The 22,305-nt window shown below is 56.2% G+C and carries 12 protein-coding genes; 3 read left to right on the forward strand and 9 right to left on the reverse strand.

Going from position 1 to position 22,305, the window contains the following annotated elements; genetic code table 11:
* Positions 1–37 precede the first annotated feature (37 nt).
* Positions 38–7,075 carry a type I polyketide synthase gene (locus LX66_RS16980; protein ID WP_145715574.1) on the reverse strand — a complete coding sequence of 2,346 codons (7,038 nt, stop codon included), beginning with the start codon at positions 7,073–7,075 and terminating at the stop codon, positions 38–40.
* 912 nt (positions 7,076–7,987) lie between these two features.
* Here LX66_RS16980 and LX66_RS16985 point away from each other — a divergent pair.
* Genes LX66_RS16985 through LX66_RS16995 form a run of 3 tightly spaced genes read left to right on the forward strand, consistent with a single transcriptional unit; the run spans position 7,988 to position 10,647 of the window.
* On the forward strand, positions 7,988–9,565 hold the full coding sequence (locus LX66_RS16985; RefSeq protein WP_158642659.1) for a hypothetical protein: 1,578 nt from the start codon (positions 7,988–7,990) through the stop codon (positions 9,563–9,565).
* Positions 9,566–9,570: 5 nt separating this feature from the next.
* Complete coding sequence (locus LX66_RS16990) at positions 9,571–9,924, forward strand: hypothetical protein (RefSeq protein WP_145715578.1); 354 nt, start codon at positions 9,571–9,573, stop codon at positions 9,922–9,924.
* A gap of 6 nt (positions 9,925–9,930) precedes the next feature.
* On the forward strand, positions 9,931–10,647 hold the full coding sequence (locus LX66_RS16995; protein ID WP_145715581.1) for an invasin domain 3-containing protein: 717 nt from the start codon (positions 9,931–9,933) through the stop codon (positions 10,645–10,647).
* A 6-nt stretch (positions 10,648–10,653) separates the two neighbouring features.
* Here the strand turns inward: LX66_RS16995 and LX66_RS17000 are convergent, their stop codons facing one another.
* From LX66_RS17000 to LX66_RS17035, 8 genes are all read right to left on the reverse strand, one after another.
* On the reverse strand, positions 10,654–12,108 hold the full coding sequence (locus LX66_RS17000) for a TolC family protein (protein WP_145715583.1): 1,455 nt from the start codon (positions 12,106–12,108) through the stop codon (positions 10,654–10,656).
* Between the two features lie 10 nt (positions 12,109–12,118).
* A complete protein-coding gene (locus LX66_RS17005; protein WP_145715585.1) occupies positions 12,119–15,289 on the reverse strand; it encodes an efflux RND transporter permease subunit in 3,171 nt (1,056 codons plus the stop codon).
* Between the two features lie 24 nt (positions 15,290–15,313).
* Complete coding sequence (locus tag LX66_RS17010) at positions 15,314–16,429, reverse strand: efflux RND transporter periplasmic adaptor subunit (RefSeq protein WP_145715586.1); 1,116 nt, start codon at positions 16,427–16,429, stop codon at positions 15,314–15,316.
* A gap of 253 nt (positions 16,430–16,682) precedes the next feature.
* Positions 16,683–17,090, reverse strand: a complete 408-nt coding sequence (locus tag LX66_RS17015) for a hypothetical protein (RefSeq protein WP_145715587.1) — start codon at positions 17,088–17,090, stop codon at positions 16,683–16,685.
* A 207-nt stretch (positions 17,091–17,297) separates the two neighbouring features.
* Positions 17,298–18,236 (reverse strand): transglutaminase family protein, encoded by a 939-nt coding sequence (locus LX66_RS17020; RefSeq protein ID WP_145715589.1) that lies wholly within the window; start codon positions 18,234–18,236, stop codon positions 17,298–17,300.
* Positions 18,237–18,254: 18 nt separating this feature from the next.
* Positions 18,255–19,196, reverse strand: coding sequence for an alpha-E domain-containing protein (locus tag LX66_RS17025; protein ID WP_145715591.1), 942 nt, complete (start codon positions 19,194–19,196; stop codon positions 18,255–18,257).
* Positions 19,197–19,211: 15 nt separating this feature from the next.
* A complete protein-coding gene (locus LX66_RS17030; protein ID WP_145715592.1) occupies positions 19,212–20,657 on the reverse strand; it encodes a circularly permuted type 2 ATP-grasp protein in 1,446 nt (481 codons plus the stop codon).
* Positions 20,658–20,765: 108 nt separating this feature from the next.
* Positions 20,766–22,283 (reverse strand): RagB/SusD family nutrient uptake outer membrane protein, encoded by a 1,518-nt coding sequence (locus LX66_RS17035; RefSeq protein ID WP_158642660.1) that lies wholly within the window; start codon positions 22,281–22,283, stop codon positions 20,766–20,768.
* Positions 22,284–22,305: the final 22 nt, after the last annotated feature.

Below are 22,305 nucleotides of genomic sequence, written 5' to 3' on the forward strand. Positions count from 1 at the left end.
AAGCTCATCTTACTTCCTACCTCATACTTCCAACTTCCTATTTCATACTTCCCGCCATAATAACCACCTGGCTTTCGTTACCGTATTTCAGTTCGTCGATAAAAGTTTCCATACCGTCCGGCAGCGGGATCAGCGCGATGCCCCTGCGCTCATATTCCTTTTCCAGGGAGGGCGATACCATGCCGGTGCCTTTCCAGGGGCCCCAGTTAATGGCCATGACCTTGGCGTTCAACTGTTGCTTCAGCACGCGGGCGTAGCGGTCCATCACGCTGTTGGCGGCGGCATAATCCGTCTGTCCACGGTTGCCGTACACGGAGGCTACGCTGGAGAACAGGATCACAAACTGGGTATCTGCATTCAGTTGTTCGGCCAGCACGCGCAGCGGCGTTACCTTGGTGGAGAACACCCTTTCAAAGGATTCCGGCGTTTTCTGGTGAAACAGCTTGTCTTCCAGCAGGCCGGCCCCGTGCACCACGCCATCTATGCGGCCGTACTCCTTGTACACGCTGTGGATGAAGGTGCGCAGGCCTGCTTCGTCGCGCAGGTCCAGCGAGTGGTAGGCCACCGTGGCGCCATTCTGCTCCAGGGCGGTAATGGTGTGCAGTATCTGGTTGTACTTGTGTATCTCGGCTGTTTTCTTTTCGATGTCCGCCGGCTTTTTCAACTGCCCCTGTGCCACCAGGTATTGCCTGATCTCGTCCTTGCTTTTCAGGAAGGCGTACTGGTCCTGCATGTGCTTGCGCGGGTCGGCGGAGCGGCCTACCAGTATGTAGTGGCAGGGATACTCTTTGGAGAAGCGGATCATCAGTTCCGATGTGATCCCCTGTGCGCCGCCCAGCACCAGTATCACGGACTGTTTGTCCAGGTGGATGTCCGGCGCGTTGCCGATGGTAAGGCGGGAGGGCACCGGTTCCCGGGTTTGCCGGGCATCGTTGTGATAGATCACTTCTGAGGGGCCCTCCGGGTGCAATATCTCATCCAGCGCAATGGCGGCGATCTTTTCCGGCGACAGCTTGTTGGCCAGGTTGATGGTGCGGCATTTCGTATGCTCGTACTCTTTATCCAGGCTTTTGAAGAAGCCGGTGTAACCCTGGAAGTGCTGCAGCAACTGCAGGTCCGCCTGTCCCAGGTGCCCGTCAAAATCGGAGATGGCGTACACCCATTTCACTTTATCGAAGTCCAGCTTTTTTACGAGTGAGAAGGAGCTGATAATATCCGGCCGCTGCGGGGAGGAGAAGATATCGAGAATGATCAGGCCGTGATAGCCTTCCAGCGGATCTGCCTCCCGGATAATGGTGACGGATGCGCCCTGCTGTTCCAGCAGGTTTTTGATGGCAGTGGCAATAGGCCCGCCATCATCCGTCACCGCAAAGGCGTATCCTTCCAGGTGGGCCACTGCATTGGCCTGCAGGAGGGAAGGCGTGAGCTCAAAGCGCATGCGGGACAGCTTTTCCTGCAGCCCGTTGTTTACAAAGCCCTGTTCTATGATCTTTTTGGCTTCCTGCACCGGCTCAAACTGCCCGGCGCTGGTTTCCGCCAGCCACTGGATCAGTCCCTGCAGGGTTTTGATGGCGGCCAACTGTTCCATCTGCTCCTCCGCCTGCTGGCCGTTCTGCTGCAGTCCGCCCAGCCTTGTTTTCAGCTCGCCGATGATCTCCATGCGCTTGATGGAGTCTATGCTAAGGTCCGCTTCCAGGTCCAGCTCCAGGCCCAGCATGTCGGGCGGGTAGCCGGTCTTTTCGCTCACTACGTTCAGCAGCACGGTTTGTATGTCGGAAGCCTGAAGCGGGATGTTGGATGCAGGAGGCGGGATGCTGGAAGCAGGGGGCAGGATGTTGGATGTGGTGTTGAGAGCGGCAGCTTCCGTCGCGTTTTCCGTGATCCAGTCCACCAGCCCTTTCAGGGTTTTGATGGCAGCCAGTTGTTCCACCAGTGTTTCCTCGCCCACGGCAGCGTTCCTGAAGCCGCCCAGGCGGGTGCGCAGCTCACCGATGATCTCCATGCGCTTGATGGAGTCTATGCTGAGGTCTGCTTCCAGGTCCATTTCCATGCCCAGCATGTCCGGCGGGTAACCGGTCTTGTCGCTGATCACGGCCAGCAGTATTTCCTTTACATCCTTGCCGGCTGCGGGAGCGGGCTGCGGTGCGCTGCTGCCGTTCGTATAAGCATGGCCGTTGCTGCTGCCGTTCCCGCTGGCATGCAGGGGAGCTGCCGGGGGGATGGGCTGAGCAGGCGACAGGTCCGGCAGGGGAGCGGTATTAAAATGTTGTGGTGTATGGCCCAGGTAGCCCAGTATCACATCCCGCTGGGCCTGCACAATATGTTTTACGCTGTTGAGGTATGCTTCCACCATTTGTTCGGCCCCGCCCTGGTTGATCACCACCGTATTGGGCTGGGCGCCTTTTAAGCGCAGCGGTGTGGTAATGGGCAGTGCGCCATGCGCCGGCAGCTTGCCGGTAGCCGGTACGGCCATTTGCCCGTTTACCAGCCATACGGTGCTGCTCTTTTTATATTGTTCCGGCGCATCGAGGTCCAGTGGCCCGGCATTGCGGCCTTCAAACAGTTTTTCCATCTGCACGGGCCTGCCGCTGGCCATGTACCGGGCAATGGTGTGCAGCAGGTGGGTAATGCCCGGCTGGTCTTTATCTTCCGTATGCAATATCAGCTCATCATCGCCGATGATGGCCCTGGTCAGGTTGCTCAGCACTTTACCCGGCCCCGTCTCAATGAAAATGCGGGCGCCCTGCGCATACATCTGTTCTATCTCTTCCGCAAACTTCACCGGCTGCACCAGGTGCTCTGCCAGCCTTTCCCGGATGGCGTCCGGTGCAGAGGGATATACCGCAGCGGTGGTATTGGACCATACCGGGATGGATGGCTCGCGGAAAGCAGCATCACTGATAGCGGTATGGTACAACTCTTTGGCCCTGGCCAGCAGGGGGCTGTGGAAGGCGCAGGCTACTTCCAGTTGCTGGAAGTAGATGTTGGCGCCCTGCAGTTTTTCCGCCAGCCGGGCTATGGCCGGTGTAGTGCCGGCTACTACCCATTGCAGGGGTGAGTTATGGTTCACCAGCCAGATGTCTTCCGTGTCCCAGGTAAGGCCGGTGAGCACTTCCTCTTTGCAGCTCACGGCCAGCATGGCGCCTTTGTCATCGCCCACGGCGTCCAGGATGGCGGCGGCCCTTTTTTCGCTGAGCGGCACCAACTGGTCTTCTGCAAACACGCCGGCAAAGCAGAGGGCCGGCAGTTCGCCGTAGCTGTGCCCTGCCAGCATATCCGGCGCGATGCCCAGCGCCTGCAGGAAGGTGGCGATGGCCAGGTCTACCATGCCCAGCAGGGGCTGCGCCCGGCGCGTGTCCCTGATGGCGGTTCTCTGTTCTTTCTGGCGCGCGGGATCAAATGCGGCCGCCGGGAAGAGCACCTGCTCGTAATGCGGTTTGTCCTTTAACAGGCGGCGCATGGCGGGGAAAGCTACCAGCAGGTCCCTGGCCATGTCCACGCGCTGGCTGCCCTGCCCGGGAAACAGGAAGGCCACCTTCCCCTCTACGGGCTGCGTGGGGTAGATGCCGTTAGCCGCTACGCCGGTAAGGGCCAGGTCCAGCTTCAGCAGCAGGTCCTCCGTGCTGTCTGCCACTATGCAAAGCTGTACGGGCAGCGCGTTGTATGTGTAAAGGCTGTATGCAATATCTTTCAGTTGAATGTTATCGTTATTTTCCAGCAGTGTCTTTACCTTTTGCAGCAGCGGCTGCACATCATCCGGGATGCGGCCCCTGAACACCAGCAGCTCCGCCGGCCAGGCGCTGATCACGGGCGTGTCGGGCACGGATGGGCTGTGGTTTTCTATCACGGCATGGAAGTTAGTGCCGCCAAACCCGAATGCGCTGATGCCGGCTATCCTTTTATCCGCGTTCCACAGCCCTGCCTGTGTGTTGAAGGCAAAGGGGCTGTGCGCCGGGTCATAGAAACCATTGGGTGTTTGCAGGTGCAGCGTAGGCGGTTTTACGCCGTGGTAAACGGACAGCGCCGCCTTGATCAGGCCTGCCAGCCCGGCCGCACATTTGGTATGGCCTATCTGTGTTTTTACGGAGCCTAAATGCGTTTGCGCAGCGGTAGCGCCGGAGCGTACCAGTAGGTCCGATATGGCGCTGAGCTCTGTACGGTCGCCTACCACGGTGCCGGTGCCATGCGCCTCTACCAGGCCGGCAGCGGCAGGGGAGATACCCGCCTGTTCGTAGGCGCGTTCCAGTGCGCTGGTCTGCCCGGCCTTGCGGGGAGCGGTGAGGCCCAGGCTCTTGCCGTCGCTGGAGCCGCCTACGCCTTTTATAACGGCGTAAATGGTATCGCCGTCGCGTTGCGCGTCCTCGTATCTTTTCAGCACTACCATGGCTACGCCTTCGCCCAGTGCAATGCCGTCGGCATCTGCATCAAAGGTGGCGCACTTGCCCTTGCGGGACAACGCGTGCGTGCTGGCGAACATCAGGTAGTCGTTAATGCTGTTGTGCAGGTCTGCCGCGCCGGCAATCACCATGTCGGACTTTTCCAGGATCAGCTCCTGGCAGGCCAGGTCGATGGCGGCCAGGGAGGAGGCGCAGGCGGCGTCTACCGTGTAGTTGCGCCCGCCCAGGTCCAGCCGGTTGGTGATACGGCCGGCTATTACATTGGCCAGCACGCCGGGGAAAGAGTCTTCCGTGAGCTTGGGCAGCGTATCGTGCAGCTCCGGCGGCACTTCCCCGAATACCTGGGTAAAGAGGGAGCGGAAACCGTAGTTGTTCGCCAGGTCGGTGCCGGCTTCCGCGCCAATGATCACCGATACGTTCTCGCGGTTGATATTGGCGCTGCCGTAACCGGCATTGTCCAGCGCCTGTTTGGCCACCAGCAGGCTCAATAGCTGCGCGGGGTCAATGGCGGCCAGCGATTGCGGCGGAATGCCGAAAGCTACCGGGTCGAAATCAATTTTAGGAATGAAGCCGCCCCATTTGGAAGGCGATTTTTCACCGCCGGTAGCGGCGGGGTCAAAGTAGAGGGCTTTGTTCCAGCGCTCGTCCGGCACCTCCGTGATGCAATCTTTCCCGAGTATAATATTGCGCCAGTATTCTTCTATATTCCTGGCGCCGGGGTAGATGCAGGCCATGCCCACGATCGCTACATCCAGCGCTTTTTCAGGCCGGCGGGGCGCCGGCGGCGGCGTGGCCTGCTGCACCAGGGTAAAATTATCTTCGGCCACTACCTTGTGCAGCTCCGCTATGGAGATGATGCGATCCCGGAGCGCGGCTACCTGTCCTATCATGTACATGCCGGCCTGCAACTGTTCCCCGGCATTGATCTTTACCAGGGCATCGCCCCTGCGCTCCATACCTTTGGCGGCTATACGCAGGCGGCCCACATTCAGTTGTTCCAGCAGGGCCCATATCTCTTTTTTATCTGTACCGGCCAGTTGCAGGCGCGTTTTTTCCGCGTTGAAGAAATCCGCAAAAGGCGTGTACAGGCAGCGGGTCTCGTGCCCGGGAGCGGTTTCCAGCAGCACCGTTTCCTTATGCTCCATGGCCTGTTCCTGGAACTGCTGCAGGATAGCGCCGCTGCTTACGGCCTCCCGGGTATAGATGTAGGCGGTGCCCATCAGTACGCCTATCCTGGCTCCTTTGGCGGCTAACGGCGCCGCCAGTACGGAAACAAACGCTGCGGAAAGGGCGTCATGAATACCGCCGGCAAAGAATATGCTGAACTGGCCGGCATGCTCCTCCTGCAGCAGGCGTTCCACCTGCCGCTCCCACAACACCATGCTGGAAAGGGGGCCTACGTGCCCGCCGCATTCCCGGCCTTCAAATACAAAGCGCCGCGCGCCTTCCTTGATAAACATGTCCAGCAGGGAGGCGGAAGGCACATGCAGGAAGGTCTTGATACCCGCCTGTTCCAGGGCTTTGGCCTGGGAGGGCCGTCCGCCCGCAATCAGCACGATGGGCGGCCGCTCTTCCTTTATATAGGAGATCTGTTCTTCCCGTAGCTCCGGCGGGGCAAAGCCCAGTATGCCCACGCCCCAGGGCCGGTTGCCGGCCAGCGATTTGGTATGGAGGATGAGCTGGCGGGCCTGTTCTCCTTTTAACAGGGACAGCGCCACAAAGGGCAGGCCGCCGTCGTCCGCCACGGCTGCCGCAAATGCAGGCACGTCGCTTACGCGGGTCATAGGCCCCTGCGCAATGGGATAGGGAATGCCCAGCTCTTTGGAAAGCGGGTTGCCCGGGCTTAATACATTCAGTGTTTTTGCCTGGTGCAGGTGCCCGTGGGCAGCTTCCTGCAGGGCAAATACCAGCCTGCCCAACTTTTTGTAGCGTTGCGCCAGGTCAATGCCGATGGCGATGTCCTGGCCCAGGGGCAGGTAGCCTTTGTCCAGGTCCAGCGTGTGCAGGTATGGTTCCAGGTCGGCCTGCGTGGCCTGCTCCGGCAGGGCGGGAGAGTGGGGGCGTACCAGCACCCGGAAGTGGTCTATGACCCGGGTTTCGTTGCCGTTCAGCTTTTCGCATACGCTTTTAAGGGCGGCGGGCGCCTGGCATTCAGGGAACAATACGAGCTGGCTGTCCAGCACCACGCCTGCCGCGCCGGTAGCGTACAGCGCGGCGGCCGTATGAATGCCTGCGCCGCCCTGCACCCAAATGGGCACATCCCTCACTTCCCTGGCTACACGCTGGAACAGGATGAAGGAGGATTCATCGCTTACCTGCCCGGCGCCTTCATTGCCTTTTACAATAATACCGCTGGCCTGTGCGGCCCTGGCTTTGTGCGCTTCGCCTATGGAATGCACCTGGTAGTATATCTGTACGCCGGGGCGCAATGATACCTTCATGCCATAGGGCAGGATGGCCAATGTCACCTGTTCCGGTAAGGAGATATCCATAGGATGGGCGCCGGCAAAGCAAACGCCGAAGGGCTGATCGCTTTGCGCGGTGAAGCGGGAAAGGGCGGCTGCTGCTAATGCTTTGTCTCGCCCAAGGTGAATGACAGGAAATGCTTTTGCTTTCGCCAGGGCCAAAGCAAGCCCTGCGTCGGGTTTTTCAAAAGGAGTAACGCCAATAATATTCATCCGTTAATATTTTAATTTTCTTAATGGATAGATGGAACACGGATGTTCCTGTACATAGCCACCTGTATGGTGCTCGGTCATCTTTTCATAGTTGTATGGTTTGCTCCGGCAGCAGGCAACGGTTAACGGTATACCCCAAATAATTCCCGTGCCTTACCGGAAGGCTTATGGCTATCTGAAACTAATAAGTGCCTATCATTCCTATATATACGGTCTATTCGACGGACAGGGTTGTTGTTGCGTGCATTTTTTTTGCAGAACATAGGGAAGACCAGGTGAATGATGGTTTGAAGATGCACCTGGTAACGTACCGTATTTAAAAGATATAGTCAGCTCAATAAAGATATCCTACCTGTAATGCTCACACGTATCCATGTTATTCACATGCGTTTGGCAGCTCCTGTTCAACTGTTCTACATGAACATCCGCCTTATGCCGGCGAGGGAACAAAAGGTGCTGCTAAAACTATCACATTTGTAATTGCGGCATTTTTGATGCGACGAAGTTTAAGGCTCATAGGGTCTGTAGTTTGTGTTAATCTGACATGAATTTACAAAAAAAATAGTTCATAATACCCCCCTGTAACCCACTATGAGCGCCCGGTTCATTCCAAATAGGAATATATAATTATTTTATATCCGTATAATCCTTACAGGAAGGGAGCGATGAATATTTATGAAGCGTATTTTTTTATTATTAAGTCTTTTTCAGGGTAGGTAAGCAATACATTATTCCCTGTATTAACGCAGGTATATGCTGCGGGATCACGAATGGCAAATGACGATGATTCGTGTGAGAGGAAATTATGATATATAGAAAATCCGGTTTATGAAACTTGCTGGTCTCAATAAGTTTGTTTAGCTTCGGGCACGGCGCATCTCTGGTTGCCCCGATGATCCCTGTTACAAACCAATGAAGCAAATTTTTACTCTCCGCACCTTATTTCGCGGCTGCTTATACGCCGGTTTCGCAAATATGTTCCTGCTGATGGCATTGCCAGGCTATGCGCAGTCCGACAGCTCTGAACCCGCTGCCCCCGTTACCCAGACCAGCGACAATACCAATGATATTGTACCCGTGGAATTTGACCTGGGGGCCCGCTCCCTGAAGCACATCCTGCCTTTTGACAAGCAGTTCTCCATCAAATTCACGAACATACCGGCCGGCGTACAGGCCATCATTGCCCGCGTATATGTGATCAACGATGCGTCCTATGAGCGGAAACATTACCGGAACGGGCCGAAGGAGATTGATTTTAAATACGTGATGTCACTGCCCGACAACCGGGTACTGAAGTCCGACTCCCTGGTGAGGAACGCCGGCTTTTCCGGTACGGAGGCCAGCACCCTCTTCCCGTTCAAGCTGAAGCCGAACCACAATTATATCCTGGAAGTGGAGGCCAATGAATCCGCGCCGCTCACTGCCAGCCAGCAGGAAGCCCTGGCCGCCACGCTCAAGGAGGACGCCAGCCTTACCCGGTTCATTGACACTATTGCTTACCAGCGTTTTGTGAACCCTACCGGCTACAAAATGCTGCCTGCCGTTACCGAAGGATTTTCTTCGGCGGTAGCGACCGCGGTGAAAAAGGCAGATCCTTCCTATATCCTCGTTAAAAAGGATTATGAAACGGAGCTGAAGAATATCGTGGAGCTGTTCCGGGGCATCGGCAATGCCTCCCGGAACCTGGCGGACCTGGAGAGAAGGCTGCTGGGAGGGAACAATGCCACCCTGTCCGCCAGGCAACGGCAGCAGCAGGTGAATATAAATGCGGTACGGCGCAACGTGCGTAACATCAAATGGATCGCGCTCCAAAAGAACGATGATACCTATACGAAGCTGGTAGGGCAGTTGGGCAAGATCGCCCGGGAGAATGACAGCACCGCCCTGAACGAGGCCCTGGCAGACGATACCAGCGAATTTATCCGCGAGTTGGACGAGGTAATAGCCGCCAAGGACCAGGCCATAGATGAACTGATCAGCCAATATATCGTCAGCAATGTGCGCAGCAACCGCGTGCTGTCCGCCACCTACCCGCAGGATTTTGTGAAGCAGGCCCGCCTGTACATCACCTTTGATCTGGGGCTGGCGTATGTGGGCCGCATGGACCGGGCTAACGTATATACAGGACTGAACATTTATTTCCGTCCCCTGGATAAAACCATCCCCCTGTCGCATTACCGGGAGCCCTGGGACTTTGTATTGTCCCGCACTTCCCTGCTGCTGGGCTTTTCCATTACTTCCGTGCAGCAGGACAGCGTACGGAAAGGATTGCTGGATGACAACAAGGCGCTCGTGCTGGGCGTAGGCTTCCGCCTCACCCCCTGGCTGAAGATCAACAGCGGCGGATATTTCTATTATAAACTCCCGGCCAATCCCCTGGCCAGCACCAACAATTACCGCTTTGCCGCGGCGCCTTTCGTTTCTCTCTCGATCGATGTAGATGCCAAATCGCTTTTACAGGGAATAGGGGACGCCGTTTTTAAACAATAAGCACCATGGCTATAAAAGTAAGAGGGCTCACCTTTGAGCCGGACACCATCCGTAAGGGCACCACGCCGGTTACCGTATCGTTTGAGGCTAAAACAGGCAATATGGCCAGCCGCGACGTTGTTTTCCTGCTGACGGTGGAAGAAGAGCAGCCGGTCTTCATCATCACGGAGGAGGGGGAACGGGAAAAGTCGGACCGCTCGGAGAAGGACATCGAGGCTAACTGGACCTTGTATGAAATGGAGCTGGAATTTGAGCTGACGGAGGGCTCCTTCAGGCTGCAGCCCTGCCAGATCGTGCTGGAGGCCACGGACGCCAACGGGGATACCTCTTCCACGGAAGGCGTATTGTATTTTAAATAACGGATTATGCAGCACAAACCATATATATTATTATGCCTGTTCATTGCCGCTGTCATGGGCTGTGAAAAGGATGTGGACACCTATACCATAGGCGGGGAAGACGGCCCTGCCGTAGCAGACATTATCCGGTTCAGCGGCGTTTCCAGCCTGCAGTTGGAGGCGGACAGCAGCAGCACCAGCGTGCTTACCGTACAGCTACACCCGGAAGCTGATGCCGCCAACCGGGATGTACAGTTCAAGACCTCGCTGGGCACTTTTGAGAACGGGGATACGGTGCTGACCGTAAAAGCCAATGCCAGCGGGGTGGCGTCTGCAACGCTGCTGAGTGACCAGGCAGGTACGGCGAAGGTCTCCGCGGAAGTAAAATCCATCCGGATCGATACCACCCTGGTATTCCAGCCGGCAGCGCCTGATGATATCTTATTATCTGCAGACGCTTACCGGGTGGATACCAATACATCCGTGAACGTTACCACGCAATTATTCAGGAACCCGGGCCGGGGCAAGGTCACCAGCCCGGTGAAGGTATTCTTTACTGTTACCGCGCCGGATACAGCCACGTATCAACTGGTGTACCCGGCCTTTGCTTTTTCGGAAGAGAAGGCGGCTACCATTACCATCAGCAATCCCTTTAAACAGGCGGGGGCGTTCAGGATAGCCAGCTACGTGCTGTCCGCTCAGAACGATACGCTCCGCAAGGAGATATTGATAGCAATACAATAACGCCTGTTAACGCCATCCTCCCCCCAGGGCCTGGTACAACTGCACGGTGCCGGCCAGCATTTTCCTGCGCGCCTGTATCAGTGACAGTTCTGCTTCCAGCACGCTTTTCTGTGCCGTAATGATCTCCAGGTAGGAGGCATAGCCGCCCAGGAACAGGTCGTTGGCGGTAGAAACGGCACTTTGCAGCACGGTCACTTCCTTTGATTTCAGCTTGTACACTTCCTGCTGGTTGGCAATGTTGCACAGCGCCACGGATACCTCCTGGTAAGCCCGCAGTATTTTTTGCTGGTAATCGTAATAGGATATCCGGGTATTGGACTGCTGTATCTGGTATTGTGCGGTGAGCTGTTTCTGGTTGAACAGGGGAGCGGTAATGCTGCCCAGCACCCCATAGGCCAGCGAGCCGGGATTCAGCAGCAGCCCTGCCTTGAAGGCGTTATAGCCAACATAGGGCGTAATGCTGAGTGAGGGCAGGAAGGCTTTCCTGGCCGCCAGCACGTCTGCTTTGGAGGCTGCCAGTTCCAGCTCCGCCTGTTTAATGTCCGGGCGGTTGGTGAGCAGGCCGCCCGGGATGCCGGGCCGCCAGGTAGCAGCCAGGGTATCCACGGCCAATTGTTTACCGCGGGGCACCGGCTGCGGGAACCGTCCCAACAGGTAATTCAGCTCTGCTTCCACTACCAGTTGCCGTTGCCGGGTGGTATACTCGCGGCTGCGGGTGTCCAGCAACTGCGCCTGGAACTGCTGTTCGGCCAGCAGGGTAGCGCGGCCGGCCGCTTTCTGCACCTGCACGGTGGCCAGGGCCGTTTCCTGTAGCGCAATATTCTTTTGCAGGATGGCCAGCTCGCTGTCCAGCGCTATTAATTCATAGTAGTGGGCCGCTACTTCAGACACCAGCAGGGTGGTAATGAGCCGCTTGCCCTGGGTGCTGGCCAGGAAGCGCATCAGCGCCGCCTTTTTACGCTGCTTCAGCTTACCCCAGAGGTCTACCTGCCAACTGCTGCGCAGGCCCAGGAAATAGTCCGGCACCGCGGGATCAGGTATGCGCTGGTCCTTGTCTATGTTAGGCGAAAGGTTGGTATCGTAGTTGCCCACGCCGTTCATGGTATAGTCCCCGAATTTGTCTACGCCGGCGGAGGCGGTCAGATTCGCCGTAGGCAGCCAGGCATGTTTGGCGGCCAGCAGCACGGCGCCGGAGATCTTCACCTTCTCTTCCGCTTTCCGCAGGCTGTAGTTGCGCTGCAGGGCCGTATCAATGAGCGCCCGCAGGCGGGCATCCTTGAAGAACTGCTGCCAGGGCATGTGGCCGATGCCGGCCGTGTCTGTGCTGCCGGTAAAGGTGTCCGGCATGGCAGGCTGCTCCGGCAGCACCAGCGGCTGCGGCAGGCGGCAGCCCAGCACCAGCAGCAGGCCCAGCGCCGCCAGGTACTTAATATTATATCGTGGTCTTTTATAGTTGTTCATTATATACGCTTTAAGCATTCACGGCAGCGGCCGTTTCGTTCTCATTCTCTTTCTCTTTTCTCTTACGTTTACCCTTGCGGGTAGTACCGGCGGCAAACAGCACGTATAGTCCCGGTATTACCAGTACGCCGAACAGCGTACCTATCAGCATGCCCCCTGCAGCGGCCGTTCCTATGGAGCGGTTGCCCATAGCGCCTGCGCCGGTGGCGATGCACAGCGGTACCAGGCCGGCAATGAAGGCAAAGGAGGTCATGAGGATAGGCCGCAGGCGGGATACCGCGCCTTCCTTGGCGGCCTCCAGCGGGCTGAGGCCCTGTTTGTTCCGCAGGATGGCAAATTCCACGATCAGGATGGCGTTCTTGCCCAGCAACCCTATCAGCATTACCAGGGCCACCTGTGCGTAGATGTTGTTTTCCAGGCCCAGTAACTTGAGCGAGAGGAAAGCGCCGAAAATACCTGCGGGCAGTGACAATATCACCGGCAGGGGCAGCAGGAAGCTCTCGTACTGCGCCGCCAGCAGCAGGTATACGAACACCAGGCAGATAATGAAAATATAGATGGCCTGGTTGCCGGACAGGATCTGTTCCCGCGTCATGCCGCTCCATTCGTAGGTGAAGCCCCTGGGCAGCGTAGTGGCAGCCGTTTCGCGGATGGCCTGTATGGCGTCGCCGCTGCTGTAACCCGGCGCCGCATCACCGTTGATCATGGGGGAGGTGTACATATTGTAGCGGGTAAGCTGTTCCGGCCCATATACCCTTTCCAGGCGGATAAAGTTGGAGAAAGGCACCATCTGCCCCTTGTCGTTCTTCACATACAGGTGCAGCACGTCTTCCGGCTGTGTCCTGTACTGGGGCGCGGCCTGCACCATTACCTTGTACATCTGCCCGAAGCGGATGAAGTTGGAGGCATAGTAGCTGCCCAGCAACGTTTGCAGCGTGGACATGGCATTCTCTATGCTGACGCCTTTCTGCGCGGCCTGCTCCTGGTCCACGTGGATCAGGTACTGCGGGAAGCTCACGTCAAAGCTGGTAAAGGCGGCGCCTATCTCCGGCCGCTCTTTTAATGCGGCAATAAAGTCATTGGTGACCTTGGCCGTTTGTTCCAGGTTGCCGCTGCGCGTCATGTCCAGCAGGCGCAGCTCAAAGCCGCTGGCGTTACCGAAGCCCGGCACGGTGGGCGGCGGAAAGAATTCGATATTGGCGTCTGTGATGCGCTTCACCTTCCTGTTCAGCAGCTCAATAAGCTGGGTAACGGATTCCCGCCGCTTGTCCCAGGGCTTGAGGTTGATCATACCCATGCCATAGGACGCGCCGGCTACTTCATTCACCAGGCTGTAGCCTGCCAGGGTGGATACGGATTCCACGGCATCGAGGTCGCGGGCGGCGGCATACACTTCCTTCAGCACGTGCTGGGTACGCTCCACGGTAGCGCCGGGCGGCGTGGTCACATTCACATAGATCACGCCCTGGTCTTCCGAGGGAATAAAGCCGGAAGGCAGCACGCTGCTTACGCCCCAGGTAGCCACGAAGAACAGCAGCAGCAGCGCTACGGTGATCAGCCGGCGGCCGGCCATGCGGCCTACCAGGCTGCGGTAGCCGTTGGCCGTGGCATCATACCCGTTGTTGAAGCTGCGGAAGAAACGTGCCAGCAGGCTGTTGGACGGTTTTTTACCATGCGTGTTGCGCAGCATGAGCGCACAGAGTGCAGGCGTAAGCGTTACCGCATTCACGCCGGATATGACAATAGAAATGGCCAGGGTCAGGGAGAACTGCCGGTAAAACACGCCCACGGGGCCGGACAGGAAAGCCACCGGCACAAATACGGCGGACATCACCAGCGTAATGGCCACGATAGCGCCGCTGATCTCCTTCATGGCGGCCAGCGTGGCTTCCAGGGGCGGCAGGTGCTCCTCGCTCATCTTCACATGCACGGCCTCCACCACCACGATGGCGTTATCCACCACGATGCCGATGGCCAGCACCAGCGCAAACAGCGTGAGCAGGTTGATGGAAAAGCCCAGCAACTGCATGAAGCATAAGGTGCCGATCAGCGCCACCGGCACAGCCAGCGCGGGGATCAGCGTGGAGCGGAAGTCCTGCAGGAACAGGAACACTACCAGGAACACCAGTACGAAGGCCTCCAGCAGGGTGCGCAGCACTTCATGTATGGAAGCGTCCAGGAAGTTGGACACGTCATAGTTGAAATTGTAGTGCATGCCCGGCGGAAAGGAGGTGGCCTTCAGCTCGGCCATCTTGTCCTTTACGTTCCGGATCACCTCGCGGGCATTGGAGCCGGGGCGCTGTTTCAGCATGATGGAGGCGGAGGGCTTGCCATCCGTTTCCGATACCATGCTGTAGGTGAGGGAGCCGAATTCCAGGTCGGCAATGTCTTTCAGGCGCAGCATGGAGCCGTCTGCTTCCGTGCGCAGGATAATGTTGGCGTACTGCGAAGGCTCGAAGAACTTGCCGGTATACCGCAGTACGTACTGCAGCAGTTGCGGCGCCTTGTCGGAGCTGATACCGGTCTTTCCCGGCGCTGCTTCTATGTTCTGGCGGCGGATGGCGGCTACCGCTTCTTCAGCGGAGATATTATAAGCCAGCATGCGGTCCGGTTTCAGCCATACGCGCATGGCGTATTCCCTGGCGCCCATGATCTCCGCACGTCCTACGCCGTCAATCCTTTTGAGCTCCTGCAGCACATTGATGTCTGCAAAGTTGTAGATGAATTGTTCGTCCAGGCTGGGATCATCGCTCATGATGTTGAGGTACAGCAGCATACTGTTCACCTCTTTCTCCGTGGTCACCCCGGCCTTTATCACCTCTTCGGGCAGCTCGTCAATAATGGTGGCTACCCTGTTCTGCACGTTCACGGCAGCCTGGTCCGGGTCTATGCCCACGTTAAAGAATACCTGTATCACCGTAATACCATTGTTACTGGTAACGGTAGACATATAGGTCATGCCGGGCACGCCGTTGATGGCCCGTTCCAGCGGGGTGGCCACCGCCTTGGCGCACACCTCCGCGTTGGCGCCGGTATACCTGGCCGTAACGGTAACGGAGGGTGGCACGATATCGGGAAACTGGGTAACCGGCAGGCGGAGCAGGGCCAGCAGACCCAGTAGCGTTATGATCAAAGAAATGACCAGCGACAGCACCGGCCGCTTTATAAAAGTATCAAACATGTATTGCTTATTTTTTCAGGACACTTACATTTTTATCACACTGTCCGCGGGAACGGGCACCGGACGGATGTGCATACCGTCGCGGAGGCTTTGCGTGCCTTCGCATACGATCCGCTCACCCGGCTTTATGCCGGCCTTCACTATATAAGAATAGCTTAACCGGGTGCCGGGCGTAAAACTGCGCATGGCAATGCGGTTACTGCTGTCCACTACGAATACGTAGTTCTTGTCCTGCATTTCAAATACGGCCTTCTGGGGAATGAGCACGGCCTTTTCAATGGTGTTGGTCAGTTGTATGCTGCCGCTGGCCCCGTGCTTCAACAGCTTGTGCGGGTTGGGGAAACGGGCGCGGAAAGCAATGGCGCCGGTAGACGCCTGGAATTCTCCTTCCACGGTTTCCACCTTGCCGGGATAGCTGTACTCCGATCCGTCTGCCAGCGTGAGGCCCACGGTTTTATTGTCCGGTCCTTTTTTGGATTTTTTATACTCGAGGTATTCTGTTTCCGATACGTTGAAATAGGCGTACATCTCGTGCGTGTCAGACACCGTGGTAAGCAGGGTACCGTCTGTTACCAGGCTGCCGGTCTTTAAGGGAATGCGGTCTATAATACCGTCAAAAGGCGCCCGGATATTGGTATAGCTTAGCCGCATGGATGCTTTGGTCACCGCGGACCTGGCTTCATCTATACGTGCTTTCAGCGCAGCCAGCTTGGCCTCCGCTACCTCCAGCTCTGTTCGGGAAATGACCTTTTTATCTACCAGCAGCTTTACCCGCCGGGTGTTCACTTCCGCGGCTTTGGCTTCGGCCATGGCGCTGCTCAGGTTGGCGTTGGCTTCTGCCAGTTGGTTCTTATATTCTTCGTCGTTAATGGTAAAGAGCAGTTGTCCTTTTCTTACTTCCTGCCCTTCGTCTACATATATTTTATCGAGGAACCCGTCTACCCGGGCCCTGATCTCAACATTTCGCACGGCCTGTAAACTGGCTACGTAGCTATGCTGTATGGAAGTGTCTTTTTCCACCAGTTGCGTCACTGGGAATGGCCTTGCTTTTTCATGGTTTTTCCTGTTGTTGCCATTGGTGGTGCATCCGTACATGAAAATGGCCGCCCATCCCGTAATGGTCCAAATATATTGTTTCATTATTGACAATCCTGTTTTGCTGCGCTGTTCACAAGCGCCCCGGTTAAGAATACAAATAGAATACAAGTGATCATTGCCCCCTTTCATCATCAAGCATGAAAAATGCGCAATTAATATTTCCCGGATGAGTGTGTGGCCCTACACACCTCCCAGCCGTTATTAACTGTGAATGCTTAATTTATAAAAGCAGCGTGCCCGACATGCAGTGGCGGGTCTTGTTTTTTACCTTGGAAAGCGTCAGAAAAGGGAAGGATCAGAACAGGGTGAACCGGAACAGGAAGTTATAGTATGCCGGTAAGAAGGCGTCCTGCCATTGATATTCGCCGGCTTTCGTCTCTTTGATCTGGATGCAATAGTCCGGTTTTTCATATTGGTATAATATACGCGGACTGCAGTTGAACTGCTGTATGGCAGCGCTGATGTATAAACGCTGCTTGCGCTTTTTAGGGGTGTTACGGAAGATCTTTTTGACATTCATGCCGGCCTCATCGGTCTGCAGTTTTACGAGCAGCTTGCTGAGTGCGCTGTCGTCAAATATGCCGGTGGTGATGTGTGCCTGTTTGTCAGCCGCTGCTGCGGGCGTCTGCAAGTGGCTGCTGTCAGGGAAGAAACCGGCAGCCTGCCACAGGCTGAATATCAGCCAGCAGTAAAGCCACTTCATCGGTATGTGTATTTTCTTCAGCATGCCTTGTCCCACAACGATAGCCGTAAAATTAAAATTTATGTGACAACGGTCAAAGCGAAACTGTATGAACGGGGATAATTAACAATTAATAATGAATAATTAAGGATATTTTTAACATTTTTATTTCGTTGGAACATTTATCCCCCGTGCAATTATTAATTATTCATTCTTAATTATTAATTACTACTGCTGTCCCGCAAATGTGCTCTCCGGTAATTCCTCCGGAGCTTGCTGCGCATCCGGCTGCAGGTGCACGTTGTTCATTTCTTCAAATATGTGGCCGTCTTCATATCCTACGGAAACGAATACTGTCAGCGTTTGCCGGGCAGGGCCCTTGAAGGTGCCCTTTACGGGGCTGCAATCCCTGAAGTGCCGGCCTACTGACAATTTTACATGCTTGTTGGTTACCCATACATTGTTGGTGGGATCTATGCCGGCCCATCCGTAACCGGGTATCCATGCTTCCACCCAGGCGTGTGTGGCGCCTTCTCCCCGCATACCGTTCTTGTTGGGGCAGATGTACCCGCTCACATAACGGCAGGGGATATCGCAGGTGCGTAGCACCTGCAGCATGAGGTGGGCAAAGTCCTGGCAAACGCCCGCGCGGTGATCCAGTATTTCGTCTACCGTTGTTTCTACCGTTGTGATGCCTTTGAGGTATTTGAACTGCTTGAAAATGTATTCGCTGCAGGATTCCGTTACCGCCGCCACGCTGTCCCGCTGCCGGATAATATTTACAATATCGTTGACGGCGTCCTGCGAGCGGATGGTGTCCTTGCCGGCCAGCTCCAGCAATTGCAGCGATTCGCGGGTTTCCTCCTGCAGTTGCGCAAAGCCGGTATGAAAATTTATTTTCAACTGGGAGGACGCCGTGGTGCGCACCAGCAGCTTGCTTTCAATAACCAGTACCTTGTGCGGCGGCAGTACGTTGAACACGCCGGCTTTGTTGCCCCAGTAGTCTGTAAACGTGTGCACCTCCGGGTGATCGGTAATAAAAAGATCGTGCTGCAGTATTTCCTGGTCCGGGCAGGCATAGGGAAATATCTTGATCTCGTTGGCGCTTTCCTTTACCGGCCTGTCGTACTCGTACCGGGTAATATGATGGATCCTGAAAATTGACATAGTATGATTTAGATAAACTTATGCATAAGAGAAAAACTGCTGTCCCAGTCGTTTATTAAAGTGCAGCAGCTCCTGCCGTATCTCCTCGAGAAACTGCCGCAGCGTGTCATTGTTCAGCGTTTCGAGGTCGGTGTACCGCACCCGGCTGATCAGGCGGCCAAAGCAGCGCATCAGCGATGCATTGTCCGAGGAGGGATTGCTGCGTATTACTTCCTGCAAGCGCCGTTCCATTCTGCCCAGGGAGTGGGCCACGGAATGCGGGAAATTGTCGTTGAACAATACCTGGTGCAGCACATTGTAATTATAATTGGCGCTGCGGTAGGTCTTTAAGTGCAACTCGTAGCCGGACAGGGAGTACAGCAGGTAGCGCCATTGCATAATGTCCTGTACATCGTCCAGGTTGTACTGTATGCGCTGGTACTCCCGGTTGGTGAGCACAATGGTTTCCAGGCAGCGCTCGGCGTACTTGCCCAGGTTCATAAAGCTCCAGCCCGGTCCGCGGGACATGGTAATGTCTGTTACCCCGGTGTACAGCACCGTGTGCCGGGTGATGAGGTTCATGACCTCCGCGGCCTCGTAGCTGTTCAGCCGCTGGTCCAGCGAGGGCTGGTTCATGAGGTGGTAAATGGCGTTCACTTCCTCCCACACTTCTTTGGTGATATGGTCCTGCACGCCCCGGGCGTTCTCCCGTGCGCGGCCTACGATCGTTTTCAGCGAGTTGTTGTTGGTGGTATCCGTAATGAGGTTTTTCAGCGCCGCCCCGGTGTTAAATTCCATAGCGGTGATTTCCTCCGGCGTGGCCGAGGAAAAGGTTTCCAGCACCTGCCGCCAACTGTAGGACCCATACACATCCTTGTCCAGCGACAGGATGTAGTGGGTGGATACAGCGCGTAACAGGCCGCCGGCCCGCTCCATGTAGCGGTTCATCCAGAATAATGCGTCAGCGATCCTACTTAACATACTATAGTGTGAGGGTTAGTCAATGATCCATGTATCCTTGCTTCCGCCGCCCTGCGAAGAATTCACCACCAGCGACCCTGCGCGTAAGGCTACACGGGTAAGGCCGCCCGGCACGATCTTGATGCCTTGCGGCCCGCAAAGCGCGTAGGGGCGCAGGTCCACATGCCTGGGCTGGAAAGCGCCGTCAATGAAACAAGGTACCGTGGATAATTTAATAATGGGTTGCGCAATATAATTGCGGGCATCCGCTTCAATGGCGGTGCGGGCTTTGCTCCATTCTTCCTCCGTTACCCGGTTGCCCATGATCATGCCGTAGCCGCCGGACTGGTTGGTGCGCTTGATCACCATGTCCTGGATATTAGCAAACACATGCTCCCGCGCATCCGGCTGGCTTAGCTCGTAGGTGGGCACATTGGAGAGGAGCGGCTCCTCGTTCAGGTAATAGCGGATCATGGCGGGTACGTAGGCATATACCGCTTTGTCGTCCGCCACGCCATTGCCTACGGCATTCACGATGGCTACGGTGCCCTTGCGGTAGGCGCCCATCAGTCCCGGCACGCCCAGCGCGCTGTCCGGCCGGAATATCAGCGGGTCCAGGTATTCATCGTCTATGCGCCGGTATATCACATGCACCTGTTCCAGGCCGTTGGTGGTTTTCATATATACCTTGTGGTTATCCACCACCAGGTCCCGCCCTTCTACCAGGGATACGCCCATTTGCCGGGCCAGGAAGGTATGCTCGTAATAGGCGGAGTTGTAAATGCCGGGCGTGAGCAGCACAACAGTGGGGTTGGATATCTGCGCCGGCGCCAGTTGCAGCAGTATCTCGTGCAGCAGCAGGGGATAATTGCTTACGCGCCTTACATGGTTGGAAGCCAGCAGCTCGGGAAATATACGTTTGGTCACTTCCCGGTTTTCCAGCATGTAGCTAACGCCGGAGGGAGTACGCAGGTTGTCTTCCAGTATGTAGAAACGGCCGTCCCCGCCCCGTATCAGGTCTATGCCGGAAATGTGCACGTAGATGTCATAGGGCACGCTGATACCGTGCACCTCGCGGGTATAGTGCGGGCAGGAGGCGATCAGCGCCGCCGGCACTATTTTGTCCTTAATGATCTGCTGTTCGGAATAAACGTCTTTTAAGAAAAGGTTCAGGGCTTTCAGCCGCTGCTTGATCCCTTTTTCCACCAGCTCCCATTCCTGCCCGGTAATAATGCGGGGGATAATATCAAAGGGAAAGATGCGCTCTATGCCGGCATTGTCGCTGTATACGGTGAAGGTAATGCCCTGGTTCATGAAAAGCTCGCCGGCCAGGCGGTCCTTCTGCTGCAGGGCTGCTACGTCCAGCTCCCGGAGCGAAGCAAATACTTTGCTGTAATGGGCCCGTACCTGCCCGGTGTCGCACATCTCGTCCCAGATGCCGTCTGCACAACCATAAGTCTGGAGAAAGTCTTCCACGCCCATAACTACACAATTTTGGTTGATAATGTAATGATTGTAACAAGATAGTATTAAAAAGTATAAAAAAAAACCGGCCGCATATGGAAAATGCGGCCGGCTGATGAAGAACGTTCAATACCCCGGGTTCTGCTCAATACCATACACGTCCACTTCCGATTGCGGGAATGGCCATAGGTAGTTCCTGTCTGTAAACTTCCTGGGCTCGCCGCCGGGATTGATAATGGCGGTGAGCGTCTCCTTCGCAATGCGCCAGCGCAGCAGGTCAAAGTAGCGGGTGCCTTCCAGCGCAAACTCCACGCGGCGTTCCCGGCGGATGCGTTGCCGCATCTCCGTTTGTGACAGTCCCGCCGGTAAGGGCGGCATATTGATGCCTTGCCGGGCGCGGACGGCATTCACGGCATCGTACACACCCTGGTCCGGGCCGGATGTTTCATTTTGTGCTTCGGCATACATCAGCAGGATGTCTGCATAGCGGAGCAGCACAAAATCCTGGTCGCTGCGGGTGGAGTAGTTGGTGGGTGCGCGCGAGGTGTCCAGGTATTTCTTTACCAGGAAGCCGGTGCGGTTGTTACCATCTTTGGCGGGATCGAAAATGCCATCGGGACTGTATTTCCAGGGATCGCCGGGCACGTATACCGTTTTGCGCAGGCGCGGGTCGCGGTTTTCATAGGGGTGCGCGGTGTCGTACAGCGGCGATTCCGTGATGGGTTTGCCGTCCGTGCATTCAAACGCATCCACCAGGTTTTTGATGGGCTGTATCCGTTCCCACTGGTCCCAGCCCATCTGGTAGTCCAGGGTGCTGAACATATTGGGCAGCAGGTAGCGGGCGGAGAAGATGATCTCCGGGTTGTTGTTCTGGCCGGGTTTTACAAAGAGGCTGTAGTACTCATCCGCCAGGTGGAACAGCCCGCCGTCTATCACCGCTTTGGCGGTGGCCGCCGCTTCCCGGAAACGATCGTTGTACAGCAGCACCCGCGCTTTCAACCCCTGTGCGGAGGCCTTTACGGCCCGGCCGCTGTAGGGCGCATCCGGCAGATGGGCGATGGCCGTATCCAGGTCGTTCAGTACCTGCTCCATTACTTCCGCTTGGGGGCTCTTTTGCAGGTCCCGGGCATAATCCAGGCCTTCGGGCTGCAGGGTGATGATAACGCCGCCGTATATATTGGCCAACTGGAAATAGAAATAGGCGCGCAGGAAGTGTACCTCTGCTTTATACTGTTGCAGGGTAGCGGCATCTACCGGCACCCGGTCCGCATTGGCCAGGAAATAATTGCAGGAGGCAATGGCCCGGTAGTTCAGGTTGTACCAGTCATTTACAATACCACCGGTGGTAGGCTCCAGTTGTCCCAGCGCGATGTTGTTAAAAGAGGTGCTGCGCGGATAGGCGTTATCGGAAATGCCATCCCAGTACATGGTGAAAGCGCCAAAGCCTTCCGTTACGCTTTGCGACTGGTTGACAGACAGGGAAGCGTAGCACCCGGTGAGGGCCAGTTGCAGGTCGTCCTCCGATTTCCAGAAGTTATCCTCTGCCGGCTGGTCCAGCGGGTATTTGTCCAGGAAGCTGCTTTTGCAGCCTGTGATCAGCAGCGCTATAAGGCAGCCCAGTTGTAATATATTTCGTGTGTACATTATTGTTAATGTTTTTGGATTT

This window comes from Chitinophaga japonensis (genome assembly GCF_007830125.1).
GTDB lineage: Bacteria > Bacteroidota > Bacteroidia > Chitinophagales > Chitinophagaceae > Chitinophaga > Chitinophaga japonensis.

Excerpts from the sequence above, each read along its gene's own strand:
- LX66_RS16980 (WP_145715574.1), bottom strand. The coding sequence starts at position 7,075 with ATGAATATTATTGGCGTTACTCCTTTTGAAAAACCCGACGCAGGGCTT.
- LX66_RS16985 (WP_158642659.1), top strand. The coding sequence starts at position 7,988 with ATGAAGCAAATTTTTACTCTCCGCACCTTATTTCGCGGCTGCTTATAC.
- LX66_RS16990 (WP_145715578.1), top strand. The coding sequence starts at position 9,571 with ATGGCTATAAAAGTAAGAGGGCTCACCTTTGAGCCGGACACCATCCGT.
- LX66_RS16995 (WP_145715581.1), top strand. The coding sequence starts at position 9,931 with ATGCAGCACAAACCATATATATTATTATGCCTGTTCATTGCCGCTGTC.
- LX66_RS17000 (WP_145715583.1), bottom strand. The coding sequence starts at position 12,108 with ATGAACAACTATAAAAGACCACGATATAATATTAAGTACCTGGCGGCG.
- LX66_RS17005 (WP_145715585.1), bottom strand. The coding sequence starts at position 15,289 with ATGTTTGATACTTTTATAAAGCGGCCGGTGCTGTCGCTGGTCATTTCT.
- LX66_RS17010 (WP_145715586.1), bottom strand. The coding sequence starts at position 16,429 with ATGAAACAATATATTTGGACCATTACGGGATGGGCGGCCATTTTCATG.
- LX66_RS17015 (WP_145715587.1), bottom strand. The coding sequence starts at position 17,090 with ATGAAGTGGCTTTACTGCTGGCTGATATTCAGCCTGTGGCAGGCTGCC.
- LX66_RS17020 (WP_145715589.1), bottom strand. The coding sequence starts at position 18,236 with ATGTCAATTTTCAGGATCCATCATATTACCCGGTACGAGTACGACAGG.
- LX66_RS17025 (WP_145715591.1), bottom strand. The coding sequence starts at position 19,196 with ATGTTAAGTAGGATCGCTGACGCATTATTCTGGATGAACCGCTACATG.
- LX66_RS17030 (WP_145715592.1), bottom strand. The coding sequence starts at position 20,657 with ATGGGCGTGGAAGACTTTCTCCAGACTTATGGTTGTGCAGACGGCATC.
- LX66_RS17035 (WP_158642660.1), bottom strand. The coding sequence starts at position 22,283 with ATGTACACACGAAATATATTACAACTGGGCTGCCTTATAGCGCTGCTG.